24 protein-coding genes and 1 riboswitch are annotated in these 26,786 nt (G+C 41.5%); of the genes, 4 read left to right on the top strand and 20 right to left on the bottom strand.

Translation table 11 applies throughout. The features are described 5' to 3' along the window. Positions 1-21: 21 nt before the first annotated feature. The 6 genes from GO009_RS05520 to rsgA form a co-directional block, all read right to left on the bottom strand. Complete coding sequence (locus GO009_RS05520; RefSeq protein WP_163625220.1) at positions 22-1,251, bottom strand: 3-phosphoshikimate 1-carboxyvinyltransferase; 1,230 nt, start codon at positions 1,249-1,251, stop codon at positions 22-24. A gap of 69 nt (positions 1,252-1,320) precedes the next feature. Continuing rightward, a complete protein-coding gene (locus GO009_RS05525; protein WP_163625221.1) occupies positions 1,321-1,647 on the bottom strand; it encodes a nucleotide pyrophosphohydrolase in 327 nt (108 codons plus the stop codon). 46 nt (positions 1,648-1,693) lie between these two features. After that, positions 1,694-3,655 (bottom strand): DUF3857 domain-containing protein, encoded by a 1,962-nt coding sequence (locus tag GO009_RS05530; RefSeq protein ID WP_163625222.1) that lies wholly within the window; start codon positions 3,653-3,655, stop codon positions 1,694-1,696. A 19-nt stretch (positions 3,656-3,674) separates the two neighbouring features. Continuing rightward, entirely contained in the window at positions 3,675-5,567 is a 1,893-nt protein-coding gene (locus tag GO009_RS05535) for a DUF3857 domain-containing protein (RefSeq protein WP_163625223.1), read from the bottom strand. 83 nt (positions 5,568-5,650) lie between these two features. Continuing rightward, complete coding sequence (gene dtd, locus GO009_RS05540) at positions 5,651-6,103, bottom strand: D-aminoacyl-tRNA deacylase (RefSeq protein ID WP_163625224.1); 453 nt, start codon at positions 6,101-6,103, stop codon at positions 5,651-5,653. Beyond that, positions 6,104-7,042 (bottom strand): ribosome small subunit-dependent GTPase A, encoded by a 939-nt coding sequence (gene rsgA / locus GO009_RS05545; RefSeq protein WP_163625225.1) that lies wholly within the window; start codon positions 7,040-7,042, stop codon positions 6,104-6,106. It lies immediately after the preceding gene. Positions 7,043-7,136: 94 nt separating this feature from the next. Between rsgA and GO009_RS05550 the strand changes: the two genes are divergently transcribed. Then, positions 7,137-7,577, top strand: a complete 441-nt coding sequence (locus tag GO009_RS05550; RefSeq protein ID WP_163625226.1) for a hypothetical protein — start codon at positions 7,137-7,139, stop codon at positions 7,575-7,577. A gap of 70 nt (positions 7,578-7,647) precedes the next feature. On the opposite strand, the gene GO009_RS05555 is transcribed toward GO009_RS05550, so the two are convergent. The 5 genes from GO009_RS05555 to GO009_RS05575 all read right to left on the bottom strand — a co-directional run bounded on the left by GO009_RS05555 (position 7,648) and on the right by GO009_RS05575 (position 12,520). Continuing rightward, positions 7,648-8,322, bottom strand: coding sequence for a head GIN domain-containing protein (locus GO009_RS05555; protein ID WP_163625227.1), 675 nt, complete (start codon positions 8,320-8,322; stop codon positions 7,648-7,650). Positions 8,323-8,592: 270 nt separating this feature from the next. After that, a complete protein-coding gene (locus GO009_RS05560; RefSeq protein WP_163625228.1) occupies positions 8,593-9,675 on the bottom strand; it encodes a bifunctional 3-deoxy-7-phosphoheptulonate synthase/chorismate mutase type II in 1,083 nt (360 codons plus the stop codon). 8 nt (positions 9,676-9,683) lie between these two features. Next, positions 9,684-10,544, bottom strand: a complete 861-nt coding sequence (locus GO009_RS05565; RefSeq protein WP_163625229.1) for a prephenate dehydrogenase — start codon at positions 10,542-10,544, stop codon at positions 9,684-9,686. Between the two features lie 3 nt (positions 10,545-10,547). Then, entirely contained in the window at positions 10,548-11,690 is a 1,143-nt protein-coding gene (locus tag GO009_RS05570) for a pyridoxal phosphate-dependent aminotransferase (RefSeq protein ID WP_163625230.1), read from the bottom strand. Further along, positions 11,690-12,520, bottom strand: a complete 831-nt coding sequence (locus tag GO009_RS05575) for a prephenate dehydratase (RefSeq protein WP_163625231.1) — start codon at positions 12,518-12,520, stop codon at positions 11,690-11,692. Before GO009_RS05575 ends, GO009_RS05570 begins: the two co-directional genes overlap by 1 nt. 377 nt (positions 12,521-12,897) lie before the next feature. On the opposite strand from GO009_RS05575, the gene GO009_RS05580 reads away from it, so the two are divergent. From GO009_RS05580 to GO009_RS05590, 3 genes are all read left to right on the top strand, one after another. Then, on the top strand, positions 12,898-13,242 hold the full coding sequence (locus GO009_RS05580) for a hypothetical protein (protein WP_163625232.1): 345 nt from the start codon (positions 12,898-12,900) through the stop codon (positions 13,240-13,242). Then, the gene (gene gldA, locus GO009_RS05585) at positions 13,243-14,136 is read left to right on the top strand and encodes a gliding motility-associated ABC transporter ATP-binding subunit GldA (protein WP_163625233.1); all 894 of its coding nucleotides are present in this window, start codon (positions 13,243-13,245) and stop codon (positions 14,134-14,136) included. A 94-nt stretch (positions 14,137-14,230) separates the two neighbouring features. After that, positions 14,231-15,682: an aminotransferase class V-fold PLP-dependent enzyme gene (locus GO009_RS05590; RefSeq protein ID WP_163625234.1), complete on the top strand. Its 1,452-nt coding sequence runs from the start codon at positions 14,231-14,233 to the stop codon at positions 15,680-15,682. On the opposite strand, the gene GO009_RS05595 is transcribed toward GO009_RS05590, so the two are convergent. The 9 genes from GO009_RS05595 to GO009_RS05635 all read right to left on the bottom strand — a co-directional run bounded on the left by GO009_RS05595 (position 15,679) and on the right by GO009_RS05635 (position 26,781). After that, positions 15,679-16,764, bottom strand: coding sequence for a serine hydrolase (locus tag GO009_RS05595; protein WP_163625235.1), 1,086 nt, complete (start codon positions 16,762-16,764; stop codon positions 15,679-15,681). The two genes, GO009_RS05590 and GO009_RS05595, sit on opposite strands and share 4 nt — an antisense overlap. A 75-nt stretch (positions 16,765-16,839) precedes the next feature. Next, positions 16,840-17,637 carry a head GIN domain-containing protein gene (locus GO009_RS05600; protein WP_239057395.1) on the bottom strand — a complete coding sequence of 266 codons (798 nt, stop codon included), beginning with the start codon at positions 17,635-17,637 and terminating at the stop codon, positions 16,840-16,842. Between the two features lie 2 nt (positions 17,638-17,639). Next, positions 17,640-18,740, bottom strand: coding sequence for an acyloxyacyl hydrolase (locus GO009_RS05605; RefSeq protein ID WP_163625237.1), 1,101 nt, complete (start codon positions 18,738-18,740; stop codon positions 17,640-17,642). A 123-nt stretch (positions 18,741-18,863) separates the two neighbouring features. Further along, a complete protein-coding gene (metF, locus tag GO009_RS05610; RefSeq protein ID WP_163625238.1) occupies positions 18,864-19,817 on the bottom strand; it encodes a methylenetetrahydrofolate reductase [NAD(P)H] in 954 nt (317 codons plus the stop codon). A 3-nt stretch (positions 19,818-19,820) separates the two neighbouring features. Then, complete coding sequence (gene metH, locus GO009_RS05615; RefSeq protein WP_163625239.1) at positions 19,821-22,499, bottom strand: methionine synthase; 2,679 nt, start codon at positions 22,497-22,499, stop codon at positions 19,821-19,823. A gap of 9 nt (positions 22,500-22,508) precedes the next feature. Beyond that, positions 22,509-23,510: a homocysteine S-methyltransferase family protein gene (locus GO009_RS05620; RefSeq protein WP_163625452.1), complete on the bottom strand. Its 1,002-nt coding sequence runs from the start codon at positions 23,508-23,510 to the stop codon at positions 22,509-22,511. A 108-nt stretch (positions 23,511-23,618) separates the two neighbouring features. Continuing rightward, positions 23,619-23,727: riboswitch (SAM riboswitch) on the bottom strand. A 142-nt stretch (positions 23,728-23,869) separates the two neighbouring features. Next, positions 23,870-24,631, bottom strand: coding sequence for an SDR family NAD(P)-dependent oxidoreductase (locus GO009_RS05625; protein WP_163625240.1), 762 nt, complete (start codon positions 24,629-24,631; stop codon positions 23,870-23,872). Positions 24,632-24,714: 83 nt separating this feature from the next. After that, complete coding sequence (locus GO009_RS05630) at positions 24,715-25,632, bottom strand: AraC family transcriptional regulator (RefSeq protein WP_163625241.1); 918 nt, start codon at positions 25,630-25,632, stop codon at positions 24,715-24,717. 87 nt (positions 25,633-25,719) lie between these two features. Continuing rightward, on the bottom strand, positions 25,720-26,781 hold the full coding sequence (locus tag GO009_RS05635; RefSeq protein ID WP_163625242.1) for an NAD(P)/FAD-dependent oxidoreductase: 1,062 nt from the start codon (positions 26,779-26,781) through the stop codon (positions 25,720-25,722). Positions 26,782-26,786: the final 5 nt, after the last annotated feature.

Raw genomic sequence — 26,786 nt, forward strand, 5'->3', positions numbered from 1 at the left:
AATTTGATGATTAAATGTGGTTTACATCTCCGCGATGCTAAATCCCAGTGTTTTTAGGTCGTTCCAAAAATCGGGATAGGACTTGGATACCACCTCTGCATCATTCACAACAAAATCTGCTTTAAGTGCCAAGGGGCCAAAGGCCATTGCCATTCGGTGGTCGTTGTAGGTGTCGACTGCCACTTCGCTTTTTAGGTTGGATTGCGGTTGCAAGGTCAAACTTTCGGAATCTATATCCACCGTGGCTCCAAACTTGCCAAGTTCGGTCTGTAATGCTGCCAAACGGTCTGTTTCCTTGATCGGTAAAGTGTGCAGGCCTGTAAGATGGCAGCCAATGCCCAAACCAAGACAAGTTACAGCAATGGTCTGTGCAATATCAGGGGCATTGGAAAGGTTATACTCCAAATGAGCCGATTTTACCTCGGAAGTTTTTTTGAGGAGAATGGTATTGTTGGAAAATTTGGTCTGCACTCCAAAATCTTTATAGATGTTGGCCAACACACTATCACCTTGCAAAGAACTTTCTTTGTACGAAGACAATTGTATCTCGGTACCAATTTCGCTCATTGCGGCAATGCTGTAAAAATAACTTGCCGAACTCCAATCGGATTCCACCACCAAGGTGATATCTGCCACACTTTCTTTTGCAGAGACCTTAATTATATTCCCTTCAAAAGCGGTCTGTACCCCGATTTGCCCTAAAAGTGCCAAAGTCATTTTTATATAGGGTACCGAAGTGATTTTCCCTATCAATTCCAATTCAAGACCATTTTCCAAACTGGGTGCTATCAACAACAAGGCCGAAATATATTGGCTGCTGATGTTGGCCGGAAGGGAAACTTGACTCTTTTCCAGTTTCTTTCCAAATATTTTGAGCGGTGGATAACCTTCTTCCTTGGCGTAATCAATATCGGCACCCAACGATCGAAGTGCCTCTACCAAAACTTTTATGGGACGTTCCTGCATACGCTGAGAACCCGTAAGTACTACTTGTTTTCCTTCTTGTGAAGCAAAATAGGCGGTTAAAAACCGCATGGCAGTACCAGCGTGGTGAATATCCACTTCACCTGTTGATTTGGCCAATCCTTTTTGCATGACCGCTCCATCGTCGGAATTGGAAAGATTCTCTATTTTGATATTTGGAAAAAGGGCCTGCAACAATAAAGACCGATTCGTCTCACTCTTGGAACCGGTTATTGCAATGGCCTTTTGAATTTTTCTATCGTCGGGTGCAGAAAGTTGGAGTCTCAATTCGTTAGGGTTTGAATGAATTGTCAAAACTAGAAAAAACAGCCCTAATGTCCCTTTAAGCAGGCAACTTTATTTGAGCTTTTTGTTATTTTGATGGCGGTCGTGGTCCCGTTTGGCCTTAAGGTCCAGTTTTTTGTCAAAGGCTTCCTGCAAGTCTATTCCCGTTTGATTAGCTAAACAGAGTACCACAAAAACCACATCGGCCAGTTCCTCGCCCAAATCCTTGGCCTTATCGGATTCTTTTTCGCTCTGTTCCCCATAACGCCGTGCAATAATTCGCGCCACCTCGCCTACCTCTTCGGTAAGTTGGGCCATATTGGTAAGCTCGTTAAAATAGCGTACCCCATGGTTCTTGATCCATTCGTCAACAGCTTGTTGTGCATTTTCTATGTTCACCTGAAACCAATTTTGAAGTTGGCACTAAGGTAACAACAATACCTGATTACTCCTTTTCAAACACCAAATAACTTTGGTTGATACTAGTTACAGCCTGTTCAAATAACTCCTTTACAAAGGCATAGCCCTCACTTTTGTATTGTGTTGACCTTAATTGAAGATTAAAAAACACTATAATATTATCCTGGGATGTGGAACAATTGAACCGGAGCACCCCACTGCCCCCCGGAAGTGCAATGTTGTTGTTTTCCGGAAGATCCTTTATTCGATAACCTTCGGGAATTTTAATGTTGGCCATGTACTTGTAATTTCGCCAGTACCCAAAATCGACGGGATAATTTCGTTCCGAGCTTTTAAATGGGTTGGTTTGGAAAAAGCGAATCAAAAAAGGGTTGAAGTAGATGTTTTTAGAGGTATTCAGGTTTTCGAGCTCGAAGGTAAAATGCTCCATCAACATATTCTCATTGGATTTATCCTCGTCAATGTTGTACTCATTAATATAAAAATCGCCATTGGTACTGTTCTCCACCTCGTCCAAATATTCCTGATTGGAAATACTTGCCAAATGGTTATTTTTAAAATAGGCCTCATAGCCTCTTGAAATCTCATCAAAGTTTCCTTTGGCAGTACCGTCCTCAAAGTTCAGGTTTAACCGTAACATTACTTCTTTGCTGTTGCCCTTGGGAGCTTCAATGTCGAACCAATAGCTCTCCCCATCCAGGTCCATTACCCTACCGTAATAGTTCAGGCATCGGTACGGCAGCATTCCAAAGGGCAACTGTTTTTCCGTTGCATCCAACAGGTAGGTGGTACCATCAATATCCAATTTGGCAATCACATAATTAAAATCGGACATTACCGGATGGCTTTTTTTGGGCAGACCATGGGCCCGAGTGGACAACAGCATCAAATCCGCATCCATTCCTGCCGCATTGAGCAGGTTGATAAGGGTAATATTGATTTCAGCAACGTTCCCCACACCTTCATCAAATGCTTTTTTAACCTTGTTGTCCCTAAAAATACCGAACTTTCCGTTCCATGAATAATGGGATTTAACAAAGTTGTAGAGGTTTTTGGCCTTGGTGAGGTCTTCTTCCTTTCCTGCTAGGATATCGAGGGGCAGGTTTCGTTCAAAGTAATTCTTCTTCCTAAGCTGACCACCGATGTCCCCATCTGTTCTAAATTCCTTGTCCACATCTTTCCATGATTTGGTGTATCGTTCCTTAACGCCCCTAAAACTCTGGTATTCGGAAAGTTCAAATTCCAATCTGGATTTATAATTGGAAGGAGCCAACATATATTCCTCGTCACTTTTAAAAGCTGGAACATCCTCCATCACATACCTGAGCACCTCACAATCTGCTTGTTGACTTGTTCCTGGAATACTGAAACAACTTTTTTTAATGGTGGCTTCGTTCACATCTAAGGGGAAGTTGCCCAACAATGACCTGTTGTAAATATAATTCCCCGGAATCTTCGCATTATATTCTGTGTGAATTTTAGGAATATCATCCTGAAAGTCCCATCCATTCAAATTATAAAAAAATGGGGATTGGATTTCGTAGGTATATTCCAAAATGGAACCGTTTTGCACATTCGAAAAAGTAAATCTTTTCTCCGACCAATGCTCGCTCACCTCAACATCGAATACATTATGAGCCATTACATTGTGCTTTGCCCCATTGGTATGGGTTATGGCCCTAATGTCGTTAACTCTTTCGGTACCATTGTCCGAGTGGTAATAGGGGATACTTATTTCCGCTTCCGAGAAACCCTGCTTATCTAAAATTTTAATTTTGGCGTGGTATTTTTTTATCAACCAGACGTAATCTCTCCTTACCTCAAAATAGTTTTCGCCTTTCTCGTATAGATAAACTGCATGGGCGGTCGTATCTTTTTCATAGCTTTTGAATCCGGACTCGAAATCGGTCAGTTCACCGAATTTGGGTTCTTGCCCGAATATGGCCAAACTATTTAGCAAAATAAAGAATGCAAATACTCTTTTCATTCCTGTTTTTCTATAATTTTTATTTACTTAAAACGATTTTTGCATTATCATAAGTGGCCACTTTTTTTCTAAAGTTCCGATACAGTTTGTAATCTTCTTTTAGGTACTCTCCCGATTTTATGAGTAGTCGCCTTTTGTAAACAAGTACACCGGGTTCTTTGGGTTCCACCGATACAGAATAGGAACCAAACTTGGTTTCTTCATTTACGGGGAGCAGCAAGGTTTCTGGAACATAGCCTTCCGGTAAATGGATGGTAAACTCATCCTCATCCAGATAGCCCCGGGAAATGACCAGTGGCATCTTTCTATTTCTTACCCTATCTGGAACACCTAAATTTCTGTTCGATATGTTTGGTGCGAACAAGAGTTTGTCCCCAGCACTAGAAAGGTAATTGTCGGCCTTGAACTCTACGGTTTCCACAAACTCGATTTCATCTTCATTATTTTGATAGGCAACCTCGCCCAACTTTAGGTTTTGAACATAATTCCAGTAGGTTTTATAGAATTCCTCTTGCTCCGACCGAGTATTTGTGGTTCTCCAATATTTTTGATCGTACTGGGATCCCCTCGAAAATATTTTTACTTGACCGATTACGTTCTTTTCATCCCTCAATTGAAAATTGGCTTGGGTAAACTGGTAATTTTCTTCATCAAGATTCTCTTTGGTCCTGACCAATTCACCACCTTGGGGAGTGACTTTAAGCACATTCCGATTGTCGGTAAATGTTCCCAAATGGTTAATGGGTGTTGTTTGACTGGTACACTCCAACCAAACTTCCTCATTCTCTAGGGGTACATTCAAGAAAACGTGATTCCCCTGCATAGAAGGAAAATTCTTATCCAAATGCCTTATCTGGGGGCCGGCGTGCACAACGGTATAGTACGACTCCACCCCAACGGCCTTTAGCAATGCTTTGGTATAATTGGTAAGCCCTTTACAATCTCCATATTTTACACGGTCTACATCCGATGCGCTAATGGGCATCCATCCACCTATTCCCAATTGAACACTGATATATCTGGTGTTCTCCTGTACATAATCGTATACTTTTTTTGTTTTCTCCAATGGGTCGGATATTCCACCAACCAGGTTTTTAATATATGAGATCGTGGATTCGGACAATGCATCCCTGCCCTCCAGAAGCTCATCGTGCATCCATTTGCCCAATTTTTGCCATGTTGTCGCCCTGCCATTAATGCCCTCTAAATGAAATTCGTTCATTGCAATTTTTATATGGGGTGCAAAATCGCTAAACGCAGGGGATAAGGGTTCGCGCTCCAAAGGTCTTAAGTTTTTGGCCTTGTAGGTTATACCAGTTGCAGTCTCGATGCTTTCAACCTGGTAGGGTCCTAAATTCTCTTCCTTATGCCTAAACGGTATACCGCATTCTACGGCAAAAGAAAACTCGCTCCTTTCGGTTCCGACCCGATAATCATCCAAAAAGGACCAATTGGGGGCAAATGCCGTGTTAGGAGTTGAATACTCTTTGGTAAACTCAACGGTATAGGGATATTGCGAGGGTGTATATTGCATGACCAAAACCCGTGATTCAGAATAAAGCGTTCCTCCACCAATGGCACTTTGGTCTAAAAAGTCCCTTTTTTTGATTTTTTTGATTTCCTCGCCCCGTGTATCATAAATAATAGCTTCCAGTTTGGAGACCTTATCGTTTTTTTCGTAAAAGGCATAGGCATGAATATGCGCATTCCCTTTTTCGTTCAATACCGTGACCACCCTTTTACTGGTAACAGTCATTTTGTCCAAGGCTTCGACCACAACGTCCATTTTATCCAAGCGTACAACTGCATCGGCGCTTTGGCGCAACTCTTTTGGTATGGAGCCTACATTATAGGTTTGAGAAAATGAAAAATAAAAGAGTAAACTAAATAGGGAAAAGAAAAAGAATCGCATTCGTTTATTGGGAAATGGTTAGTTAGGTAACGGCAAAGTGATTGATTTCCTACAATAAAGATAATTTTTTCGACAAAAAGTAATTATTCTTTGTTTTTTGTATCTATAAAAATGGTTACAGGGCCATCATTAAGAAGCTCAACTTTCATGTCGGCGCCAAAAATTCCCGTACCTACTTTTTTTCCCAGTTTCTGTTCCAAAACTTGAACAAATTTTTCGTACATAGGTATAGCTACATCTGGTTTTGCAGCTTTTATGTACGATGGGCGATTTCCTTTTTTTGTTTGTGCATGCAAGGTAAATTGACTGACCACGATAATATCTCCGTCAATATCCAACACGGAACGATTCATTACACCATCTTCATCATTGAAAATTCGAAGATTTAGAACTTTATTCGTCAACCAATCAATATCGTCTTTGTTATCGGCATCCTCTATGCCCAATAATACCAATAGACCTTTTCCTACGGATGAAATCACTTTGCCATCGACTGTAACACTTGCTTTTGAAACTCGTTGTAATACTGTTCTCATTTATCTTTCCCTATACGGATTGTCTTCTTCGCCTGTTAACATTTGAACATAGCTTCGGTATCGGCTTGCCGCAATTTCATCATGCTCCAACGCTTCTTTCACGGCACATTTGGGTTCATCCAAATGGAGGCAATTATTAAACTTACATTCTGATTTCAAAGCAAAGAACTCTGGAAAATAATCCCCTATTTCATGCTTTTCCATATCCACAATGCCAAAACCTTTAATTCCTGGGGTATCAATAATACGGGCATCAAAAGAGAGATCGTACATCTCTGCAAAAGTTGTGGTGTGCTGTCCCTGCATATGCTGCTCGGAAATCTCGGCCGTTTTCAACTTCAAACCTGGTTCCAATGCATTGACCAAAGTGGACTTTCCCACACCGGAGTGACCAGCAAACATACTGGTCTTGCCCACCATCAGTTCTTTTACCTTATCCACATTTTTAGCTGTTTTCGCTTCAATTTGTATGCAAGGGTAGCCAATTTTGGTGTAAAGGTCAATTAGATAAGCAACCTCGCCCTTCTCCTCTTCGCTATACACATCCATCTTGTTAAAAAGAAGAACTACGGGAATATCGTAGGCTTCTGCAGTGACCAAAAACCGATCTATAAAACTGGTGAAAGTGGGCGGGTTGTTGAGGGTGATCAACAGAAAAACTTGATCAAGGTTGGAAGCAATAATATGGGTCTGTTTGGAAAGTTTTACCGACTTACGAACGATATAATTTTTGCGCTCTCCTATCTTATGGATAACACCAAGCGTCTCATCTCCAATATTTTCCAACTCAAACTCAACATGATCTCCAACAGCTACCGGATTGGTGCTTTTAATGCCCTGTGTTCGGAACTTTCCTTTGATACGGCATTCGTAAAACACCCCTTCCGAGGATTTTACGGTATACCAGCTTCCCGTTGATTTATAAACAGTTCCGTCCACTATTTGTTCACATTTTGATTACAAAGAAACAATATTCCTGCTTTTTCGTCGTATATCTTTGTTAAGAGTTTTAACAATCATTAACATTTTAATTATGAAAAAAATCATTTTGGCTGCAGTGGTACTATTTGCAGCAACTTTTACCATGAGCGCTCAACAGTACCACGTAGTTACCAGCGTTGAATCCATAGTACCCAACGGTTTGGGACGGTCTAGGATTATAAACGCCTTGGAAGATAAGGATTACAAAGAGTTTACAAGTGTCCAAACCGAGGATGACAATACCCGTAACAAATCCAAAAGAAACGAAATCCGCGTAAAGAATTTTGAGGAAACCAAGCTATTGAACTTCTACAATATAGGTGGTATCCGTTTTCAGAACATTGCGGCCAACGATGCCCTTATCACTTCCATGATAAACGATATGGTTTCCAATGGATGGGAGCTGGCCTTTGTAGTAAGTGGTGTGGAAAGTGAAGGTGGAAAAGGAGACGGACAAGGTATTTTTATAACCCGTTACATCTTTAAAAAATAAATATGGGCGATTGCCGAAAAGAAAAAAAGCCCTCCAAAATCGGAGGGCTTTTTGTTGGCAACAAGTTTCATTAATCCTTAATGTAAACCCTTCCACCAACAAATGTTTTTTTATGGACTGTTTGCGGATTCCCGTATACGTAAACATCACCACCGGCCTTTACATTGATGTCGACCATTTCAGAAGCAAATACATCGGCTTCGCCACCAGCCGAAATCTTTACATCAGTGGTGCTGGTCCGTAGTTCTCTACCTTCAAAAATACCGCCAGTGTTGAGTACAACCGTTTGGTTTTTTGCCAAGCCAGAGGCTTGAACAATACCTCCCGTCACCGCTCGTATGTCGGCATAATCCACATCCATTCCAATACGAATGGTTGCCCCTTCTTGAGCCCGCAGTTCAATTTTGCTTTTCTGTACCATTTCGTTGCACGTAATCTGGGCCCCTTCGTTACCATCGATTACATCCAAATTGGTATAGTAGACTTCGATCATGGTGTCCTCTCCCTGAAATTTTTTGTCCAACTGCATTCTGAGTTTCAAGGTTCCATTTTTGTTGGTCCATTTAATGTCATCAACGTTCCAACCTTTGATCATGATTTTGTTCTCATCGGATTGGATCAAGTTGACTTCGATCAAGTCAAAAACCTTGATTTTGTTGAATTCACCAACTTCCTTATCAATGATTCGTTGCGAGAACATGACCAAGGGAAGTAAAAGAAGACTAAGTGTGTACATTTTTTTCATGATAGCGTGTTTTTACTCGATAATCGATATTTAAACCTGACTGCCGTCAGGCAAGTTGCTCCGAGGCTTGCCTCGAAATGAAAACTTCCTTTCTTATAAATGTCTCGTGGGCCTGCCTTTGTCGGCAGACAGGCTTGCCCCGAGGTAGTTTACTCCTGAAAGATGATGCTTTTGTGGAATTGTTACAGTTTGAAACAAAAAAACTATTTGCAACCCCAAAATTTATCGAAGCTACAAATAGTTTTCTAAACTAACTGATTAAAAATCAGCCTATGCGTTGATGATTTTTTCTTGGTGGTTGATGGATTCCTGGTGAATTGCCTTGAACATCTTCAAAACAAATTCCTCACTCAATCCGCGTTGTTCACCTTCCAAGATCATATTGCCCAAAATGGCGTTCCAACGATTGCTTTGAAGTACGGCAACATTCTTTTGCTTTTTCAGCTCGCCGATACCATCGGAAACCTTCATTCTTTTACCTAGCAAATCAATCAATTGATTGTCCAACACATCAATTTGTGCCCTAAGGTTGGTCAACTTGCTATTGTACTCAGCTTCTTCATCGGTTTCCTTTCTAATTCGAAGATCCTTCATAATCTGAACCAATGTTTTTGGGGTTACTTGCTGTGCAGCATCACTCCAAGCATTGTCCGGATCATAATGTGTTTCGATCATCAAACCATCAAAGTTCAGATCCAATGCGGTTTGCGATACATCAAAGATCATATCGCGCTTACCGGTAATGTGGCTAGGATCGTTTATGATAGGCAAATCAGGAAACTTTGTTTGTAACTCAATGGCCAATTGCCATTCTGGAATGTTTCTGTACTTCGTTTTTTCATAGGTGGAGAATCCTCTGTGGATCACGCCCAATTTTTCAATATTGGCGGAGTGCAAACGCTCCACGGCGCCCAACCAAAGGGATAAATCGGGATTCACGGGATTTTTCACCAAAACAATTTTATCGGTTCCTTCCAAAGCATCGGCAATTTCTTGGATAATGAAAGGGCTTACGGTGGAACGCGCTCCTATCCACAATAGATCCACATCATATTCCAATGCCAAATCCACATGTGCCCTATTGGCTACCTCGGTAGCGGTTTTTAAACCGGTTTCTTCCTTAACTTTTTGCAACCACTTCAATCCAATGGCTCCAACTCCCTCAAAATTTCCAGGACGAGTTCTTGGTTTCCAGATTCCAGCACGGTAATAATTCACGTCTGTATCTTTAAGCTCATGTGCTATCTTAAGCACCTGATCTTCGGTTTCGGCACTACATGGACCTGCAATTACCAGGGGATGACCCAAATTCATGTCATCCAACCATTTCCTCATTTCCTTTTTGTTTTCCATAATACGCTCTATTTTTTAGTAAGTGGTATTCCTTTTAGTATTTGTTTTATTTTATTGGTATTACTCATTTCTTGGTGGACATTTTCGAAATCGTTGTCCAAGATCAGTTGTTTGAACCTTGTTAGATTATCGATATACTCTTCGAGTGTCTCGACAACGTTGTCCTTGTTCTGCTCAAAAATCGGCGTCCACATATCGGGTGAACTTTTTGCCAAGCGAACAGTGCTTTCAAAACCACTCCCTGCCATGTCAAAAATATCACGCTCATTTTTTTCTTTCTCAATAACCGTCTTTCCCAACATAAAAGAGCTAATGTGTGATAAATGGGATACGTAGGCGATGTGCTTGTCATGAGCTTCGGGGTTCATGTACCGAATCCGCATACCTATATCTTGAAAAATGGTCAACGCTTTTTCCTGAAGCTTGAAGGCTGTTTTTTCCACTTCGCAAATAATCATGGTCTTGCCGGTATACAAACCTTCGAATGCCGCTGCCGGACCTGAAAATTCGGTACCCGCAATGGGGTGGCAGGCCATAAAATTCCTTCGTTTGGGATGATCTTCAACCTGCTCGCAGATCAAACGTTTGGTGGAACCTGCATCCATTACCACAGTTTCATCTCCTGATGCATCCAGAATTTTGGGCAATTCGGTGACTAGAACATTCACTGGGATACCCACGTAGACCATATCGGCCGTTTCCAGATCAGTGTAATCTCCTTTTTTATCTATAATTTGAAGTTGGAGTGCCTCATCCAAGTGGGCTTCGCTTTTGTCCACACCAATAATTTCCGCTTCGGGATGAAGCTTTTTTACATCTTTGGCAAAAGAACCCCCAATCAACCCAACTCCTATGATTACTACTTTCATAATCTAAAATCTTTCTATGGCTTCTTTGATTTTTTCTTCGCTCACGCAAAGTGAAAAACGAATATAGCCTTCGCCATTGCTCCCAAATATGGTTCCCGGGGCAACAAAAATATCTTTATCGTACAATACTTTGTCTATAAATTTTTCTGATGACAAAGCACCATTCGGCAACTTGCACCAAACAAACATACCCACGGCATTTTTATCATAGGTACATCCCAATTTGTCCGCCAATTGAAACATCAGTTCTCGTCTTTTGGTGTATACCTCATCCAATTCCTCGAACCATTCGGGGCCACTTTGCAATGCAGCAATCGCTCCTTTTTGAATGCCGTAGAACATTCCGGAATCCATATTGCTCTTAACTTTGAGTATGGCGTTGATATGTTCTGAACCACCGAGCACCATCCCAACACGCCAACCTGCCATATTAAATGTCTTGCTCAAACTGTTCAGCTCCAAGGTGCAATCTTTTGCTCCAGCTATGGATAAAATACTGGTTGGATTGCTGGACAATACAAAACTGTACGGGTTGTCGTTCACCAAAAGAATACCGTTGGCTCTTGCAAAATTGACCAATGACTCCAGTTGTTCCTTAGTTGCAGTAGCACCCGTGGGCATGTGCGGATAGCTGACCCACATCAACTTTACTTTGGATAAATCCTTCTTGGACAATCCGTCCAAATCTGGGAACCAGACATTTTCTGCTTTCAAATCGTAATTGACCGCTTTTCCGCCCACCAAATTGGTGACCGATGCATAGGTAGGATATCCGGGATTGGGCAACAGCACCTCATCTCCCTCATTTAAAAAGGCCATACTAATGTGCATAATTCCTTCTTTGGAACCCATCAAAGGCAAAATTTCGGTGCTAGGATCTACTGATACAGCAAACTTTTGCTGATAGAAATCGGCAATGGCCTCCCTTAACTGTGGCAATCCTTGGTAGCTTTGGTATTGATGCGCCCCCGCCTCGATAATGGAATCCCGAAGGGTTTCCAATACCTGTGGTGAAGGTGCCAAATCCGGACTACCAATCCCCATATTTATAATGGGTTTGCCTTGGGCAATCAACCCCCTTACCTCTCTTAATTTTTTGGAGAAGTAGTATTCCTGTACGCTATTTAGCCTATCTGCTGTTACCATTACAACAATGCATTTTTATATTCCCCCAAAACCTTGAAATCTTCGGCCATGATCTGCATCAAAGACTTGGTCTTGGCAAAGTGCTCATATTTATCAAAGGTTACATCCACAAAAAAGGCATACTTCCATGGGGTCTCGATCACGGGCAAGGATTGTATTTTGGTCATGTTCATATTGCAATCACTCATCACGTTCAATACGGTTGCCAAACTGCCCCTTTTGTGATCGGTTATAAATCGCAACGATGCCTTGTTGATTTCCTCTTCTGGAAGTACTTTGTTTTGCTTTTTAAGAATGATGAACCGCGTGGAATTGTTCACAATGGTCTGTATGTTGTCCGCAATTATTTCCAAATCATACAGATCGGCAGCCATTTTGGGGGCTATTGCCGCGATGTGTTCCAAGTTTTCATCTTTGATTCTTTTGGCCGTTTCCGCTGTATCCACACTTTCCACCAGTTTGATCTGGGGATGTGCCTTAAAAAATTCCTTGCACTGCAACAATGCCATGGGGTGCGAATGTACTTCTTGGATGTCATCAAAAGATTTCCCCTTCATCACCATTAGATTATGGTGGATGTTCAGATAATGCTCCCCGATTACATGAATGTTGTTGTGGTAGACCAAGTTGTAATTGGGTATAATGGAACCGGCGATGGAGTTTTCAATCGCCATTATACCTTTATCGGCGGTACCGATCAACAAATTGTCCACGACTGCATCAAAAGAGTTGCACTCTAGCAACTCAATATCATCTCCAAAAAAATCCGTGGCAACCTGATGGTGGTTGGATCCCTTTATTCCTTGTATGGCGACTTTTATTAATTCCATTGCAAAAAAAAAGCCCCGATTGTATCGGGACTTTATAAATTGGTTATACTTCAAACGTATCTACAATAGTCCCGTTCCTCTTTGAAAAAAGAAGTAAAAATAAAAACGGTTCCAGAAATACGTGTTTGTCATCTCGTTGTTAATTGTCGGCTAATTTAGGTATTCAATTTGAAACACACAGACATTCCCAAATTTTTTTTGATTTTTTTCAAAAAATAGATTTTCACTGCACATTATGTTACAGAAATGATGCTTTTTTACGAATTCCTATTCTTACGATTATTTCATAACGATTCATAACCATATATCCTAGTTTCTGAAACCCAAGGATTAAAACAACTAAAAGTGTATTTTTGATTTGACTCTAAGCCTTCACAATGAAAAATGGAACGTATACTTTAAGAGAAAAGCCAAAATTTGAAATTGATTTGTCCGATAATTCCATTAAAATAGTTGATAAAAGCAAGGTTCTGTCAAGCTCATCATTTATACTTGATAAGATTGAAACATTTGAAATAAAAGAAAGAAGAACCAATTGGTTGATTACTATCCTTAGTTTTGTTGTGGAAATCTTTTCGAGTATTTCCGTTCCTGGAAAATATTCTGAAGGTTCGCAATTGCTTATGGAATATGAAGGGAATACATTTAAACATCATCTGAATGATTGTAATATAGATTCTCTGAGAGAAATCCAAAATAAACTACAAAACATAGCCCAATAAATGTCCATCACTGTACAGAACATTACTAAAACATTTGGTTCCCAAAAAGCGTTGAACAATGTTTCCTTCACCATCAACAAAGGAGAAGTTGTAGGTTTTTTAGGCCCAAACGGTGCCGGCAAATCTACCATGATGCGAATTTTGACCACTTTTTATAAAGCGGACAATGGTAAAGCAGCTGTAAATGGTTTTGATGTGTTGGAGGCTGAAAAAAACGTTCAAAAAAGTATTGGGTACCTGCCAGAACACAATCCGCTGTACTTGGAAATGTATGTAAAAGAGTATTTGGCCTTTAATGCGGATGTCTACAAGGTGGACAAATCCAAAATAAATAATGTTATTGAACAAACGGGATTGTCTCCCGAGGCCCACAAAAAAATCGGACAGCTATCCAAAGGATACCGTCAGCGAGTTGGGCTTGCTGCTGCGTTGCTTCACGATCCCGAAGTTTTGATCTTGGATGAACCCACCACAGGACTCGACCCCAACCAATTAATCGAGATCCGAAAACTGATCCGGGAAATCGGCAAAGAGAAAACCATTTTACTTTCCACACATATTATGAAAGAGGTGGAAGCCGTTTGCGACCGCGTAATCATAATCAACAAAGGGGAACTGGTGGCCGATAAAAAATTAGAAGAACTCCGTGAAGCCAAGGAACAGATTATTGAAGTGGAGTTTGATTATCGCGTGGAAGAACAATTGCTACAGCAAATGCCGAATGTTTCCAAAGTGAAAAATACGGGTGGTTTTGTTTATGAAATTGCCTTCAACACTTCAAAAGATATGCGACCCGTAGTGTTCGATTTTGCCCACGACAATAAATTAAAAACGCTTCAGCTTAGCAGAAAGAACAAAAATTTGGAGAGCTTGTTTACCGAACTTACTTCTTAACCCTTTCCGGTTCTGCTTGATTTGACCAAGGTTTGAAATTGTCGAAAAACCGTTGAAAATATGGTACTTTTGCGGTTCAGAAGAAAACGGACCTATGAAGAAGAACAACGCCAGATTGGAACTTTCCAAAGAAGAAATGAAAAACTATGGCTATCAGATCGTGGATGCCATTGTGGAACATCACGCTACACAAGATCAAAAATTGCCCGTAGCCCTTGGCTCACGTGAAGAAATGGATTCTTTGTTCCTCGAAGAGGCTCCCGAAAAAGGTTCCGACCCATCTCAGGTGCTTAATTTTGTCCTGGAAAAAGTAATGACCAATAGTGCCAATATGGCGCACCCAAGGTCTTTTTCTTTTGTTCCCGGCCCAAGTAATTATGTAAGCGTTATGGCCGATACGCTGGCAACGGGCTACAACATCTTCTCTGGAGGATGGGCCGCCAGTCCTGCTGCAGCTGAACTGGAAATTGTTACCATTCAATGGTTATTGAAGATTTTTGGTTTTCCAAAGAAAAAGGGAGGCGGTATTTTCACTAGCGGAGGTTCTATGGCCAACCTTACCGCGGTGGTTACAGCTCGAAGAATAAAATGTGGTGATGATTTCTCCAAAGCGGTTATCTATCTTTCCGATCAAGCACACTCATCCAACATAAAGGCAATTCGGGTATTGGGCTTCAAAAAAGAACAAATTAGAATTATTCCTACCGACAACGAACTCAAGTTCTCCGTAAACAAATTGAAGAACTGTATTGCCAAAGATAGGTTGGAAGGTCTTTACCCCTTTTGTTTGATAGCAACTGCGGGAACCACCAACACTGGAACGGTTGACCCATTGGTGGAATTAGGGAAAATTTGCAAGAAAGAAGATATCTGGTTCCATATTGATGGTGCTTATGGCGGAGCCGCCATTTTATCACAAAAAGGCAAACAGGCCATGAAGGGCATTGAAAAAGCCGATTCTTTGACCGTGGACCCACACAAATGGTTCTTCCAGCCTTATGAAATGGGTTGTCTTTTGGTGCGAAACCACAAAAATCTTAGCCATACCTTCACCGAAAAACCTGAATATTTAAGGGATATTGAAGGTAATACTTCTGAAATCAATTTTTATGACCATGGCATCCAATTGACCCGTAGGTTCAGGGCCCTTAAATTCTATATGTCCCTAAAAACTTTTGGATTAAAAGAGTTCCGCGATGCCATTACCTATAATATTGATTTGGCGGAAGAGGTGGAAACCATGCTCCGTGGCAGTAAAAGTTGGGAAGTGGTTTTCCCAGCGACATTGGCCGTTATCAACTTTAGGTATAACCCCATAAACAAAAATTATTCAGAGAAAGAATTGGATAAAATCAACCAGTACATTTCTGAAAAAGTAGTGGAATCACGCAAAGCGTTGTTGGTCACCACCATTTTGAATGGACAAATTGTACTTCGGATGTGTCTCATCAACCCAAGAACAACTATGAAAGATGTAACGGATACTTTTGACTTATGCAAAAAGTATGCATTGGAGATTGAAGAGGCATTGGCAAGTAAAGTCTAAGCTCGGATTTCGAAAACAGCATCAATGGCTAGGTCCAATTCTTTTTGCACCTTTGGATCGGTACAATTGATCAATATTGAAATTACTTTTTGCTCTCTGGGATACACAAAAAGATTGGTGTATGCACCAACACTGTTTCCCACATGGCCAAAAAACGGCCTTCCCTTTGCATCTTGACTCACTTGAAACCCGAGGCCGTAGTAGGCAGGTTTTCCATTTACCACTTGAGAGGTCAATAACTGATTATATGTCTCTTTTTGGAGCAACTGGCGATCTAAAATAGCCTGTCCCAGTTTAGCAATATCCTCACAGGTGGACAAATACCCGCCTCCAGCCAATTTATAAGCATTGTTCACCTCAGCGGCTTCAGTAAAGCAGATTGCCCGTTTAGTATAGAATTGGGTTTTGTTCTCGACTACACCCGAATCGATATCCATTTCGTTCGGAGAAAAGGTATGTTTCAATCCCAAGGGCATCAAAATATTTTCCTTCACATAATCTTGAAAAGGTACCCCACTCGCTTCTTGCATGACCAAGGACAGCAATACAAAATCGAAACTGTTGTAGAGATAGTCACTTCCGGGCTCAAAAAGCAAAGGGTCATTTTTAAAAACTGCTATACTGTCTTTGATGGAATAAGCTTGGTTCAAAGCAAACTCTTTGCCCTTGTATCCCCTAATGCCGGCGGTGTGACTTGCCAATTGCCGCAACGTAAAATCGTATTTCTTTTTGGGGTAATAAGGCACGTAGGTGTAAAAAGATTCATCCAAATCCACAATCCCATCCTCCACCATTTTGCCCAAGGCCAATCCAGTGATGCATTTAGAAATACTCGCGATACGGAAAACCGTACGTTTAGGATCTACCTTATCCCTCTTTTCCAAATCGGTAAATCCATATCCTTTTTGAAGTACCTGCTCACCATTATCCAGAATGGTAACGGCCAAACCTGGTACTTTTTTCTCTGCCACAAGATTATGAAAAAGTACATCAGCTTTATCCAACCTTTGAAGCCCTTCCAGTGATTTAATTTTTGGAAATGTTGAAAACAGATTTTTAATATGTGCAAAAAGGTTTCCCAAAGATTCGGTTTGAATATAGAAAATAAAGAGAAATATTTAAGTTGCTGAAAACTAACATTATTGTTTGAAGCTACATCAATCTTGGAAAATCAACTTCCCATTGTAGAGCTCTTCCACTTCTACTTCCGGTGGACGGTTAACACTTATCACATCACCTGTCCCTCGAATTGTACCGCCTATCCGTAGCTGAGGATTAACATAGACATCGTTGGAGCCCCTGTGGCTAATACCAATCCTATCAGCGATTAAGCCCTCTGCCTCAATTCTGGAATCCCCTGCGGCCACAGTAACATTAAAATTTTCTGTATTTCCCCTAAGCTTAAAATAAGCTATCCCATTCACCACAATTCTTACCGTAGTCGAATTCAAATTCAAATCAAAAGAACCATCCGTAGTTTCGCTTTCAGGATTCGAATAGCTTTCTGCAACCAAATTTAGGCTTGGGTAGCTCAACACCCCATCACTGGAAACTAAAAGTCCTGTGCTACTGCGAACTTCTGTAATGTTTGGCGATGTAACATAAACGGTGGTCAATCCATAATCGCGCACATAGTTGCAACTGTTCTCGTTTCGAAGGACAAGGCGACCATCCTCTACCTCCGCGAAAACATCATTTATAAGATATTCCCCCGTTTCTATCTCCACCTTATGTTCCTCGCCCTGTTTCAATACCACATTTAGGTTTTCAAAAACAGTAATGGTGCTAAATTCAGGAACATCTACCGTATGGCGTACCAAATCACCTGCGTTTTGAAAACAATCGGGTACATTATCACCGTTGCAAGAGGCAAATAAAAAAGAAACCAGCATCAAAAACACTCCTAAAGCGCCCTCAAGGGGACTCTTTGCATTTTGAATTTTGTACTTCCACATTTTCATAACCTGATTCCTATTCCAAATTCGATCGCTTCTGCTTTGGCCCCATGTGATTTTAATGTGATGGCACCAAAGACCTTATCACCAAAATACCGTTTCATCCCAATTCTGTTGTACATCCTTCCTTCAAAATCAAAAGGGTAATATACATAGTATCCCAATTGGGCCACAACACTCATTTTGTTTACGAAGAGTTCATGACCAAGAAAAAGTCCCACTCTTTTATAATCGGTATCCGCATCAACATCCAATTCTGGGAATGCAATAGACTGATACCTGATCAACTCCTTTATAAAGTTAGAAAAGAAAATATCCGTTCCCAATTGAACAGCGTTTCGTTTGCCCAAACGTTTATCGGCGTAAGCAGATATAGTCGCAAAGCCGTAACGCCCCATATTGATTACATCACTTTCGTTGGCCCCGCCGCGAAGTACCAAGTTATAACGGACAGGCTCTGTTATTATCCCTTTCGGCTCCGGTACTAGGTATTCATAATTGGTTTCCTCATCAAGATTATAGATCAATCCAAAATTTATGGCGAATGTATTGGTCGATGTATTGGGTGCCTTAAAATTTGCGTTGGAATAATGAATGAACGAAAGTCCAGCATTGACACCCAATCCCGCAAAAAGATTTTCCTTATGATAATTCAGCATTAATAAAGTACTGCTCAAAATATGGCTTCCGTAGGCATTGTTCCTAAAATTTTCATCCTTGTCATAAGGATTGTTAGTGTATGCCAATCCTTGCGCCACTCGTAACTGAACGTTTCTTTTAAAGAAATAGAAATTATAGTGCCCATACACCCCAAAATGTTCCCCAAGAGTTGGATTGTTGGTGTTTTGATAGACAAATGTGTAACCCGTATCTGGATACCCAAAATCTGCCTCCCACTCCTTGTGCCCGTAAGTTTTTCTACTGACACCCAAAATTACCCCTCCCGGGTGATTAGTGATCAAATGTGAAATATCCGGATTGTGCAGAAGAATGGAACCATAGAATTGGTTCGCATCCAATACAAAATCCTTTGGGGCATCATCCGTTTGGCACAACCCAAAAAATGAAGTCAAAAATACGAATAGGCTAAGTAGGCACCTCATGGGGCGCTAAAGTAGGAAAATAAAAAAACTCCTATGGTCATAAGAAAAGAAAACTAAGAAAAAAACAAACCTTCATTTTACAGATTGGATTGTTCCGCTGCCATGCACACTTAACATCAACTTTTAAAAAAGCTCCTTGGCAATGGCTTTCACATTATCCGATTTTCCCATGGAGTAATAATGTAATACAGGCACACCTGCTTCCCTCAATTCTTTGGACTGCTGAATGGCCCATTCCACCCCAACTTGACGCACTTCTTTATTGTTATTGCAAGCTTCAACGGCATCAATCAAATCTTGTGGCAGATCTATACTGAAAACATGGGGCAATAATTGCAAGTGACGTTTAACGGCTATTGGCTTGATTCCCGGAATAATCGGAACATCAATGCCCATTTCACGTGCAGCCTTAACAAAGGCAAAAAACTTTTGATTGTCAAAAAACATCTGGGTCACCACATAATCCGCTCCCAAATCCACTTTTTCCTTCAAGCGTTTTAAATCAGATTGAAGGGAAGGTGCTTCCATGTGTTTTTCGGGATAGCCTGCCACCCCGATACAAAAACTGTTCAAATCGCTTGATTCGATGGTATCGTGCAGGTACTTACCCTCGTTAATATCCTGAATTTGTTTTACCAATTCCGTGGCATACTGGTGACCGCCTTCTGTGGGGGTAAAATATTTTTCCTCTTTTCTGGCATCACCACGGAGTGCCATTACATTTTCTATCTCCAAATACTGACAGTCCACCAATAGGTATTCGGTTTCCTCTTTGGTAAAACCTCCGCATAGCACATGAGGAACGGTATCCACATTGTATTTATGCTTTAATGAGGCACAAATGCCCAAAGTTCCAGGACGTGTACGCGTAAGTTTTTTATCCAACAGACCATCTTTCTCCTTATAAATGTATTCTTCCCTAGAGGTGGTCACATCAATAAAAGGGGGCTTGAACTCCATCAAAGGGTCAATATTTTTGTAGAGCTCTTGAATGCTTTTTCCTTTTACGGGTGGCACAATCTCAAAACTGAAAAGGGTTTTGCCATTCGCCTTTTTTATGTGATCGGTAATTTTCATTGGTTATTCGTCAACTATGTTGGGAGCCAGCCATTTTTGGGCTTCCTCCAGTTTCATATTTTTTCGCTCCGCAAAATCCTGAACTTGGTCTTGCTTTATTTTTCCCAATCCAAAATATTTGGCCTGTGGATGTCCAAAATAATACCCACTAACACTTGCAGCGGGCCACATGGCCAGACTATCGGTCAGTTTTACACCTATTTTTCCTTCCACATCCATCATCTCCCAAATAGTGAGTTTCTCTAAGTGGTCGGGACAGGCAGGGTAACCGGGTGCGGGTCGGATACCTCGATATTTTTCTTTGATCAGCTCCGTATTGTCCAAATTTTCATCTACTGCATAGCCCCAATATTTGGTCCGGACTTCTTTGTGAAGATATTCTGCAAAAGCCTCTGCAAATCTATCCGCCAAAGCTTTGATCATAATGGAATTGTAATCATCGTGATTTTTTTCAAACTGAGCGGCCAATTCTTGGGTACCAAAACCTGCACTCACGCAAAAACAACCTATGTAATCTTGAATTCCTGAATCCTTGGGGGCGATAAAATCAGCCAATGCGATATTGGGAACTCCTTCACGTTTCTTCAATTGTTGGCGAAGGGTTCTAAAAATGAAGGTTTCTTCTTCCTTTTCTACTTCTATATCATCTTCGTTGATTTGATTGGCAGGAAACAACCCGAAGATAGCCTTGGCCTTCAATAGTTTTTCATCCAACACTTGGTTCAAAAGCTCTTTGGCATCTTTAAAGAGCTCTTTGGCCTGTTCACCAACAACTTCATCGGTCAAAATATCGGGATATTTACCGTGCAAGTCCCAACTTCGGAAGAACGGAGACCAATCAATGTATTCTTCCAATTTGGTCAAATCAAAATCTTCCCAAACTTGAATGCCCAACTGGTTTGGTTTTTTAATATCGAAAGGCTCCCACTTGATTTGAAGCTTGTTTTTCCTCGCTTGTTCCAAAGTCAGGTATTCCTTCTGCTTGCCACGTTTCAAAAACTTGTCCCTGAAGCTTTCATAATCCAGTTTGATGGATTTTTTATAACCCGAAGAAGTCTCATCCTGAAGCAAATCCCCCACTACCGTTACCGCTCTCGATGCATCGTTTACGTGCACTACAGCCTGACTGTATTGAGGGTCAATCTTCACTGCTGTATGGGCTTTGCTCGTGGTAGCACCGCCAATCAGAAGTGGAACATCAAAGTTTTGACGCTCCATCTCCTTGGCCAAGAACACCATTTCGTCCAAAGATGGGGTAATCAATCCGCTCAAACCAATAATATCCACTTGTTCTTCCTTGGCTTTGTTGATGATTTTTTCGGGAGGAACCATCACACCAAGATCCACAATTTCATAATTGTTGCAGGCAAGCACTACGCTTACTATATTTTTTCCAATATCGTGCACATCGCCCTTAACAGTGGCCATCAGTATTTTTCCGGCCGCCTTTGCATTTTTGTCTTTGGATGCTTCAATATACGGGGTCAAATATGCTACGGCCTTCTTCATCACCCTAGCAGATTTCACCACTTGCGGCAAGAACATTTTTCCGCTTCCAAAAAGGTCACCTACCACATTCATCCCGGTCATTAAGTTGCCTTCTATAACATGTAAAGGTTTGGCAGCCTGTTGGCGGGCCTCTTCCACATCTTCAATAATATATTGGTCTATTCCTTTGACCAAGGCACGGGTAATACGGTCTTGTAATGGCTCTTCTCTCCACGAAAGGTCCACTTTGCTTTCCTTTGTGGTCCCCACAACGGTTTCAGCAAATTCCAATAGGCGTTCGGTAGCATCGTCTCGCCTATCCAATAGTACATCTTCTACATGTTCGAGCAGGTCTTTGGGTATATCATCATAGACCTCCAACATGGTAGGATTTACAATCCCAATGTTCATCCCAGCTTTAATGGCATGGAACAAAAAGGCTGAATTTATAGCCTCCCGTACAGGATTATTCCCCCTAAACGAGAACGACACATTGCTTACTCCCCCACTAACACTGCAATAGGGAAGGTTTTCCTTAACCCAACGGGTTGCCTCTATAAAATCGATAGCGTTGCGCCTGTGCTCCTCCATTCCTGTGGCGACCGGAAAAATATTCAGGTCGAAAATAATATCCTCTGGAGGGAATTTTACCTTGTTGACCAGCACATCGTAAGATCGCTTGGCAATTTCAATCCTACGTTCCAAATTATCGGCTTGGCCAACTTCATCAAAGGCCATAACAATAACTGCGGCACCATATCGCTTGATCAATTTGGCATGTCGGATAAATTCTTCTTCTCCTTCTTTGAGACTGATGGAATTCACCACACATTTACCCTGCACCACTTGCAATCCAGCTTCGATGATTTCCCATTTGGAACTATCGATCATAATGGGCACTCGGGCAATATCGGGTTCGGATACGATCAAGTTCAAAAACTTGACCATGGCTTTTTTACCATCTATCAAGCCATCATCCATGTTCACATCAAGGATCTGGGCACCACCCTCGACTTGATCGCGGGCAATATCTAGGGCCTCATCAAATTTTTCTTCTTTAATGAGCCTTAAAAACCGTTTGGAACCCGCAACATTGGTACGCTCCCCTACGTTGATGAAATTACTCTCAGGGGTGATGACCAAAGGTTCCAGGCCACTTAATTTCAGATGTCGCTGTTTGCTGTCTTTTGCCATAAGGTTAAACTATGCTGGAGTCAAAAGTTTTCTCGGTTCATAATCCTTTACCACATCGGCAATGGCCTTTATATGCTCTGGAGTGGTTCCGCAACACCCGCCCACGATGTTCACCAAGCCTTTGTCCACATATTCTTTGATTTGTGCCGCCATTTGTTCGGGTGTTTCATCGTATTCGCCAAAGGCATTGGGCAATCCTGCATTAGGATGCGCAGAGGTAGCAAATTCCGATTTTGCCGAAATCACCTCCAAATGGGGCACCAATTGTTTGGCCCCCAAGGCACAATTGAATCCAATGGATAAAATGGGAATATGGGAAACTGAAATTAGAAATGCTTCTGCCGTTTGCCCAGATAAAGTTCTTCCCGATGCATCGGTAATGGTACCGCTTACCATCACGGGCACTTCTATATTGCGTTCCTCCTTTACCTCTTCAATGGCAAAAAGGGCTGCCTTTGCATTTAGGGTATCAAATATAGTCTCTACCAGTAAAACATCTGAACCTCCATCCAACAGGGCCTCTACTTGTTGTTTATACGCTATTCGGAGTTCATCAAAAGAGACGGCACGATAGCCCGGATCGTTCACATCTGGGGACATACTGGCCGTTTTGTTGGTCGGACCTATACTTCCTGCCACAAATCGGGGTTTATCTGGATTCTTTTTTGTGAATTCCTCTGCTACTTGCTTTGCAATCTTTGCTGATTCATAATTCAGTTCATACACCAATTCTTCCATTCCATAATCGGCCATGGCTATGGTTGTACCCGAAAATGTATTGGTTTCAATAATGTCCGCACCTGCTTCCAAAAACATTCGATGGATATCTTTGACGGCCTCTGGTTGAGTCAAGGACAACAAATCGTTGTTTCCCTGCAAATCACTGGGCCAATCCCTGAACCGTTCTCCCCTAAAATCTTCCTCTCCGAATTTATAGCGCTGCAACATGGTGCCCATGGCCCCATCCAACACCAAAATCCGTTTCTTCAATATATCTTCAATTTTTTCCATAAAACGTTCTTCCTTTAAAAAAGGCAGTAATGGTATCAAGAAAAGTGCGGTAAATACTTTGATCATGTATTTTTTCGTTATCCTTCCCCAATGGCAGGATGTTGCTCCGTACTTTCCCGAGAATCGTTCAGGACAAGGGTAGAATGTAGCACCTTCTCGAAGTCGAGGGTTGCTAAGGCTTCAACGGGTCCAATCCCTCCACCTTTCTTGATAACACTTTCAACTTATAAATGAACTGAACTACAAAGAAACGGTACTCCCCAGTGAAAAGCAAAAAATGCCCATGAATTTTTAGAAAACCAACAATAAAAAACGGATTGATCGCTCAACCCGTTTTCATCAAATTTATGTGATGTTTTTTAGACCATCATTCCGCCCGAGACCTCAATGCGTTGTGCATTGATCCATTTCGCATCATCGGTACACAAAAAAGCCACCACACCGCCTATATCACTAGGGATTCCAACACGGCCCAAGGCAGTAAAATTGGATATAGCAGCTCTTTTAGCTTCATCATTTTTATTGGTTCCGCCACCAAAATCTGTTTCAACGGCCCCAGGAGCAACCACATTTGACCTTATTTGACGCACTCCCAATTCTTTGGCTTGATATCGGGTCAATGCCTCGATGGCCGCTTTCATTGATCCATAAACGGAGTAGCCCGGAAAGGAGAACCGTGCCAATCCGCTGGAAACATTCACGATGCCTCCACCATCAGTAAGGATGGGCAACATTTTTTGTGTTAAGAAAAAAGCTCCTTTAAAATGAATGTTCACGAGAGCATCGAACTGCTCTTCTGTGGTTTCACTGATCGGGGCATTGATTCCTATCCCGGCATTGTTGATCAAGAAATCAATCTTTGATGCCCCGAAATGGGAATCAATCACTTTTTTGACCTTATCCGCAAAGGCATCAAAACTTTGGTTATCGGCAACATCCAGTTGAAGCGCGTAGGCTTTTTGACCGATTTTTTCAACTTCGTTCACCGTTTTGTCCGCCTCATCCTTGTTACTGTGGTAGGTCAACAAAACATTTAACCCTTTCTTTGCCAAATTGATGGCCATATCCTCGCCCAGTCCACGGCTACCACCGGTTACCAGTGCAATTTTTTCTTTGCTCATTTTATTTGATTTTTGATTTTAAAACAAAATTAGCCGTGCATGCCCCAGTGGGGTTGCGAGCATCAATCTGTTTTTTGTAAAAATCAAACTTTGACGGCGGACCTAAATTTTAAAGGGGATAGCTGCGCATGTTTTTTAAAGAAATTGGAAAAATGGGCCACTTCCTCAAAACCCAAACTGAACGCGATTTCTGAAATGTTCCAATCTGTGTTGTTGAGCAGTATTTTGGCTTCCTCGAATATTCTTGCATGGATTATTGCAGTTGTTGTGCTGCCCGTAGTCTCTTTGAGTACTTTATTGAGGTGATTGGCATGTACGGCCAAGCGCTCGGCAAAGTCGTTGGCGGTTTTCAACAACAATCTTTGCGCTGGAGTGTTTATAGGAAATTGCCGCTCCAATAGCTCCACAAACATATCGGTGATACGGATGGCGGCATTTTTTCCGTTTTCCACGGGCTGGACCGGATGTAGTTTTTGTCCCATGTGCAGCAATTCAATCACATAGGCCCGTATCAAATCAAATTTGAATGGGTAGTCGGAAGAAAGCTCCCTATCTATTTTTTTAAAGAGGTGTTCCAGTTCTTCATAATTTTCCTCCGAAATATTGAGTATGGGATAACCCCCGGGTTGAAACAGGGGCAGTTTTTCCAAAATGATTCCGCTTTTATCTTTAGATAAAAAGTTTTCTGTAAAAACGCAGAAATACCCTGATTGGTCTTCATCTTGGGGCACATAATTATAGGGAATCCGGGGTGAGGCAAACAAAAGGGCCTTGTTCTCAATATGGATCACCTTGTCGGCATACTCCGCACGGTTTTTTCCGTTGATAAGGCTAATCTTAAAATAGGAACGCCTATCGTATCGCATTTCACCTTTGCTCAACCTTGTACGGTACTCGGCGATATTAAAAACATTGAAATGGCCGATATCCTTCCCAATGTTCTCGGGAATGGGCAAACTTAGTTTACCATAAAAATCACGTAATGTAAAAAGATTGTCCATTTCCTTGTAAAATTCAAATATACTTTAAAAACAAAAACACCCCCCAAAATTGCTTTTGGGAGGCGTTCTCTCTTCTAAAACAAATAATTAATTGATGCTCTGTACTACTTCTTTTTTGGCCTCTTTTTTGGAACCGTCAAATCCTTGTACACCGCCAACGGTGGTATATTTCATTACAAATCGCTTATCTGGATTGATGATTTGATAGGCAAATTGACACATCACGGCCGCTTCGTGGAATCCGGATAGAATCAGCTTCAGCTTCCCTGGATAGGTGTTGACATCGCCAATGGCAAACACTCCCGGAAGATTGGTCTGATAATCTTTGGCGTTGTTCACTTTAATGGCATTTTTCTCAATTTCCAAGCCCCAGTTGCCCAATGGTCCCAATTTTGGGGACAATCCGAACAATGGGATAAAGAAATCGGTTTCCACGTAGGTCGATTCCTTTTCTTCATCGTTGTACTTGATCACTACGGCATGCAGGTCATCCTTACCATGGATTTCCTTTACCTCGGCCTTGGTGTACAATTGAATTTTACCCAATTTGGCCAATTCCCTTGCTTTTTCAACAGAATCCAATGCACCTCGGAATTCGTTTCTACGGTGTACCAAGGAAACCTCGGAAGCCACATCGGCCAAAAAGATGGCCCAATCCAATGCAGAGTCACCTCCACCGGATATCACCACTTTTTTATCACGGAACTGCTCCGGATCTTTGATCATGTATTCCACTCCCTTGCTTTCAAAAAGCCCGATATTTGGAATCATAGGTTTTCTGGGTTCAAAAGACCCTAATCCACCAGCAATTACAACAACCGGGGCATGATGCTGCGTTCCCTTGTTTGTGGTAACGATATAGGAACCATCTTCTTGCTTATCCAAGGTTTCCGCGCGTTCTCCCAAAGTAAAACCTGGTTCAAATGGTTTTATTTGTTCCATAAGGTTGTCCACCAAAGTACCCGCTAAAATTTCTGGGTAGGCCGGAATGTCGTAAATGGGTTTCTTCGGATAGATTTCCGAACATTGCCCTCCTGGTTGTGCCAATGCATCGATTAAATGACATTTTAGCTTAAGCAATCCCGCCTCAAAAACGGTGAACAAACCAGTTGGACCGGCTCCGATGATAATGATATCTGTTTTGATCATAATTC

Source organism: Allomuricauda sp. TY007, from assembly GCF_010468565.1.
Taxonomy (GTDB): domain Bacteria; phylum Bacteroidota; class Bacteroidia; order Flavobacteriales; family Flavobacteriaceae; genus Flagellimonas.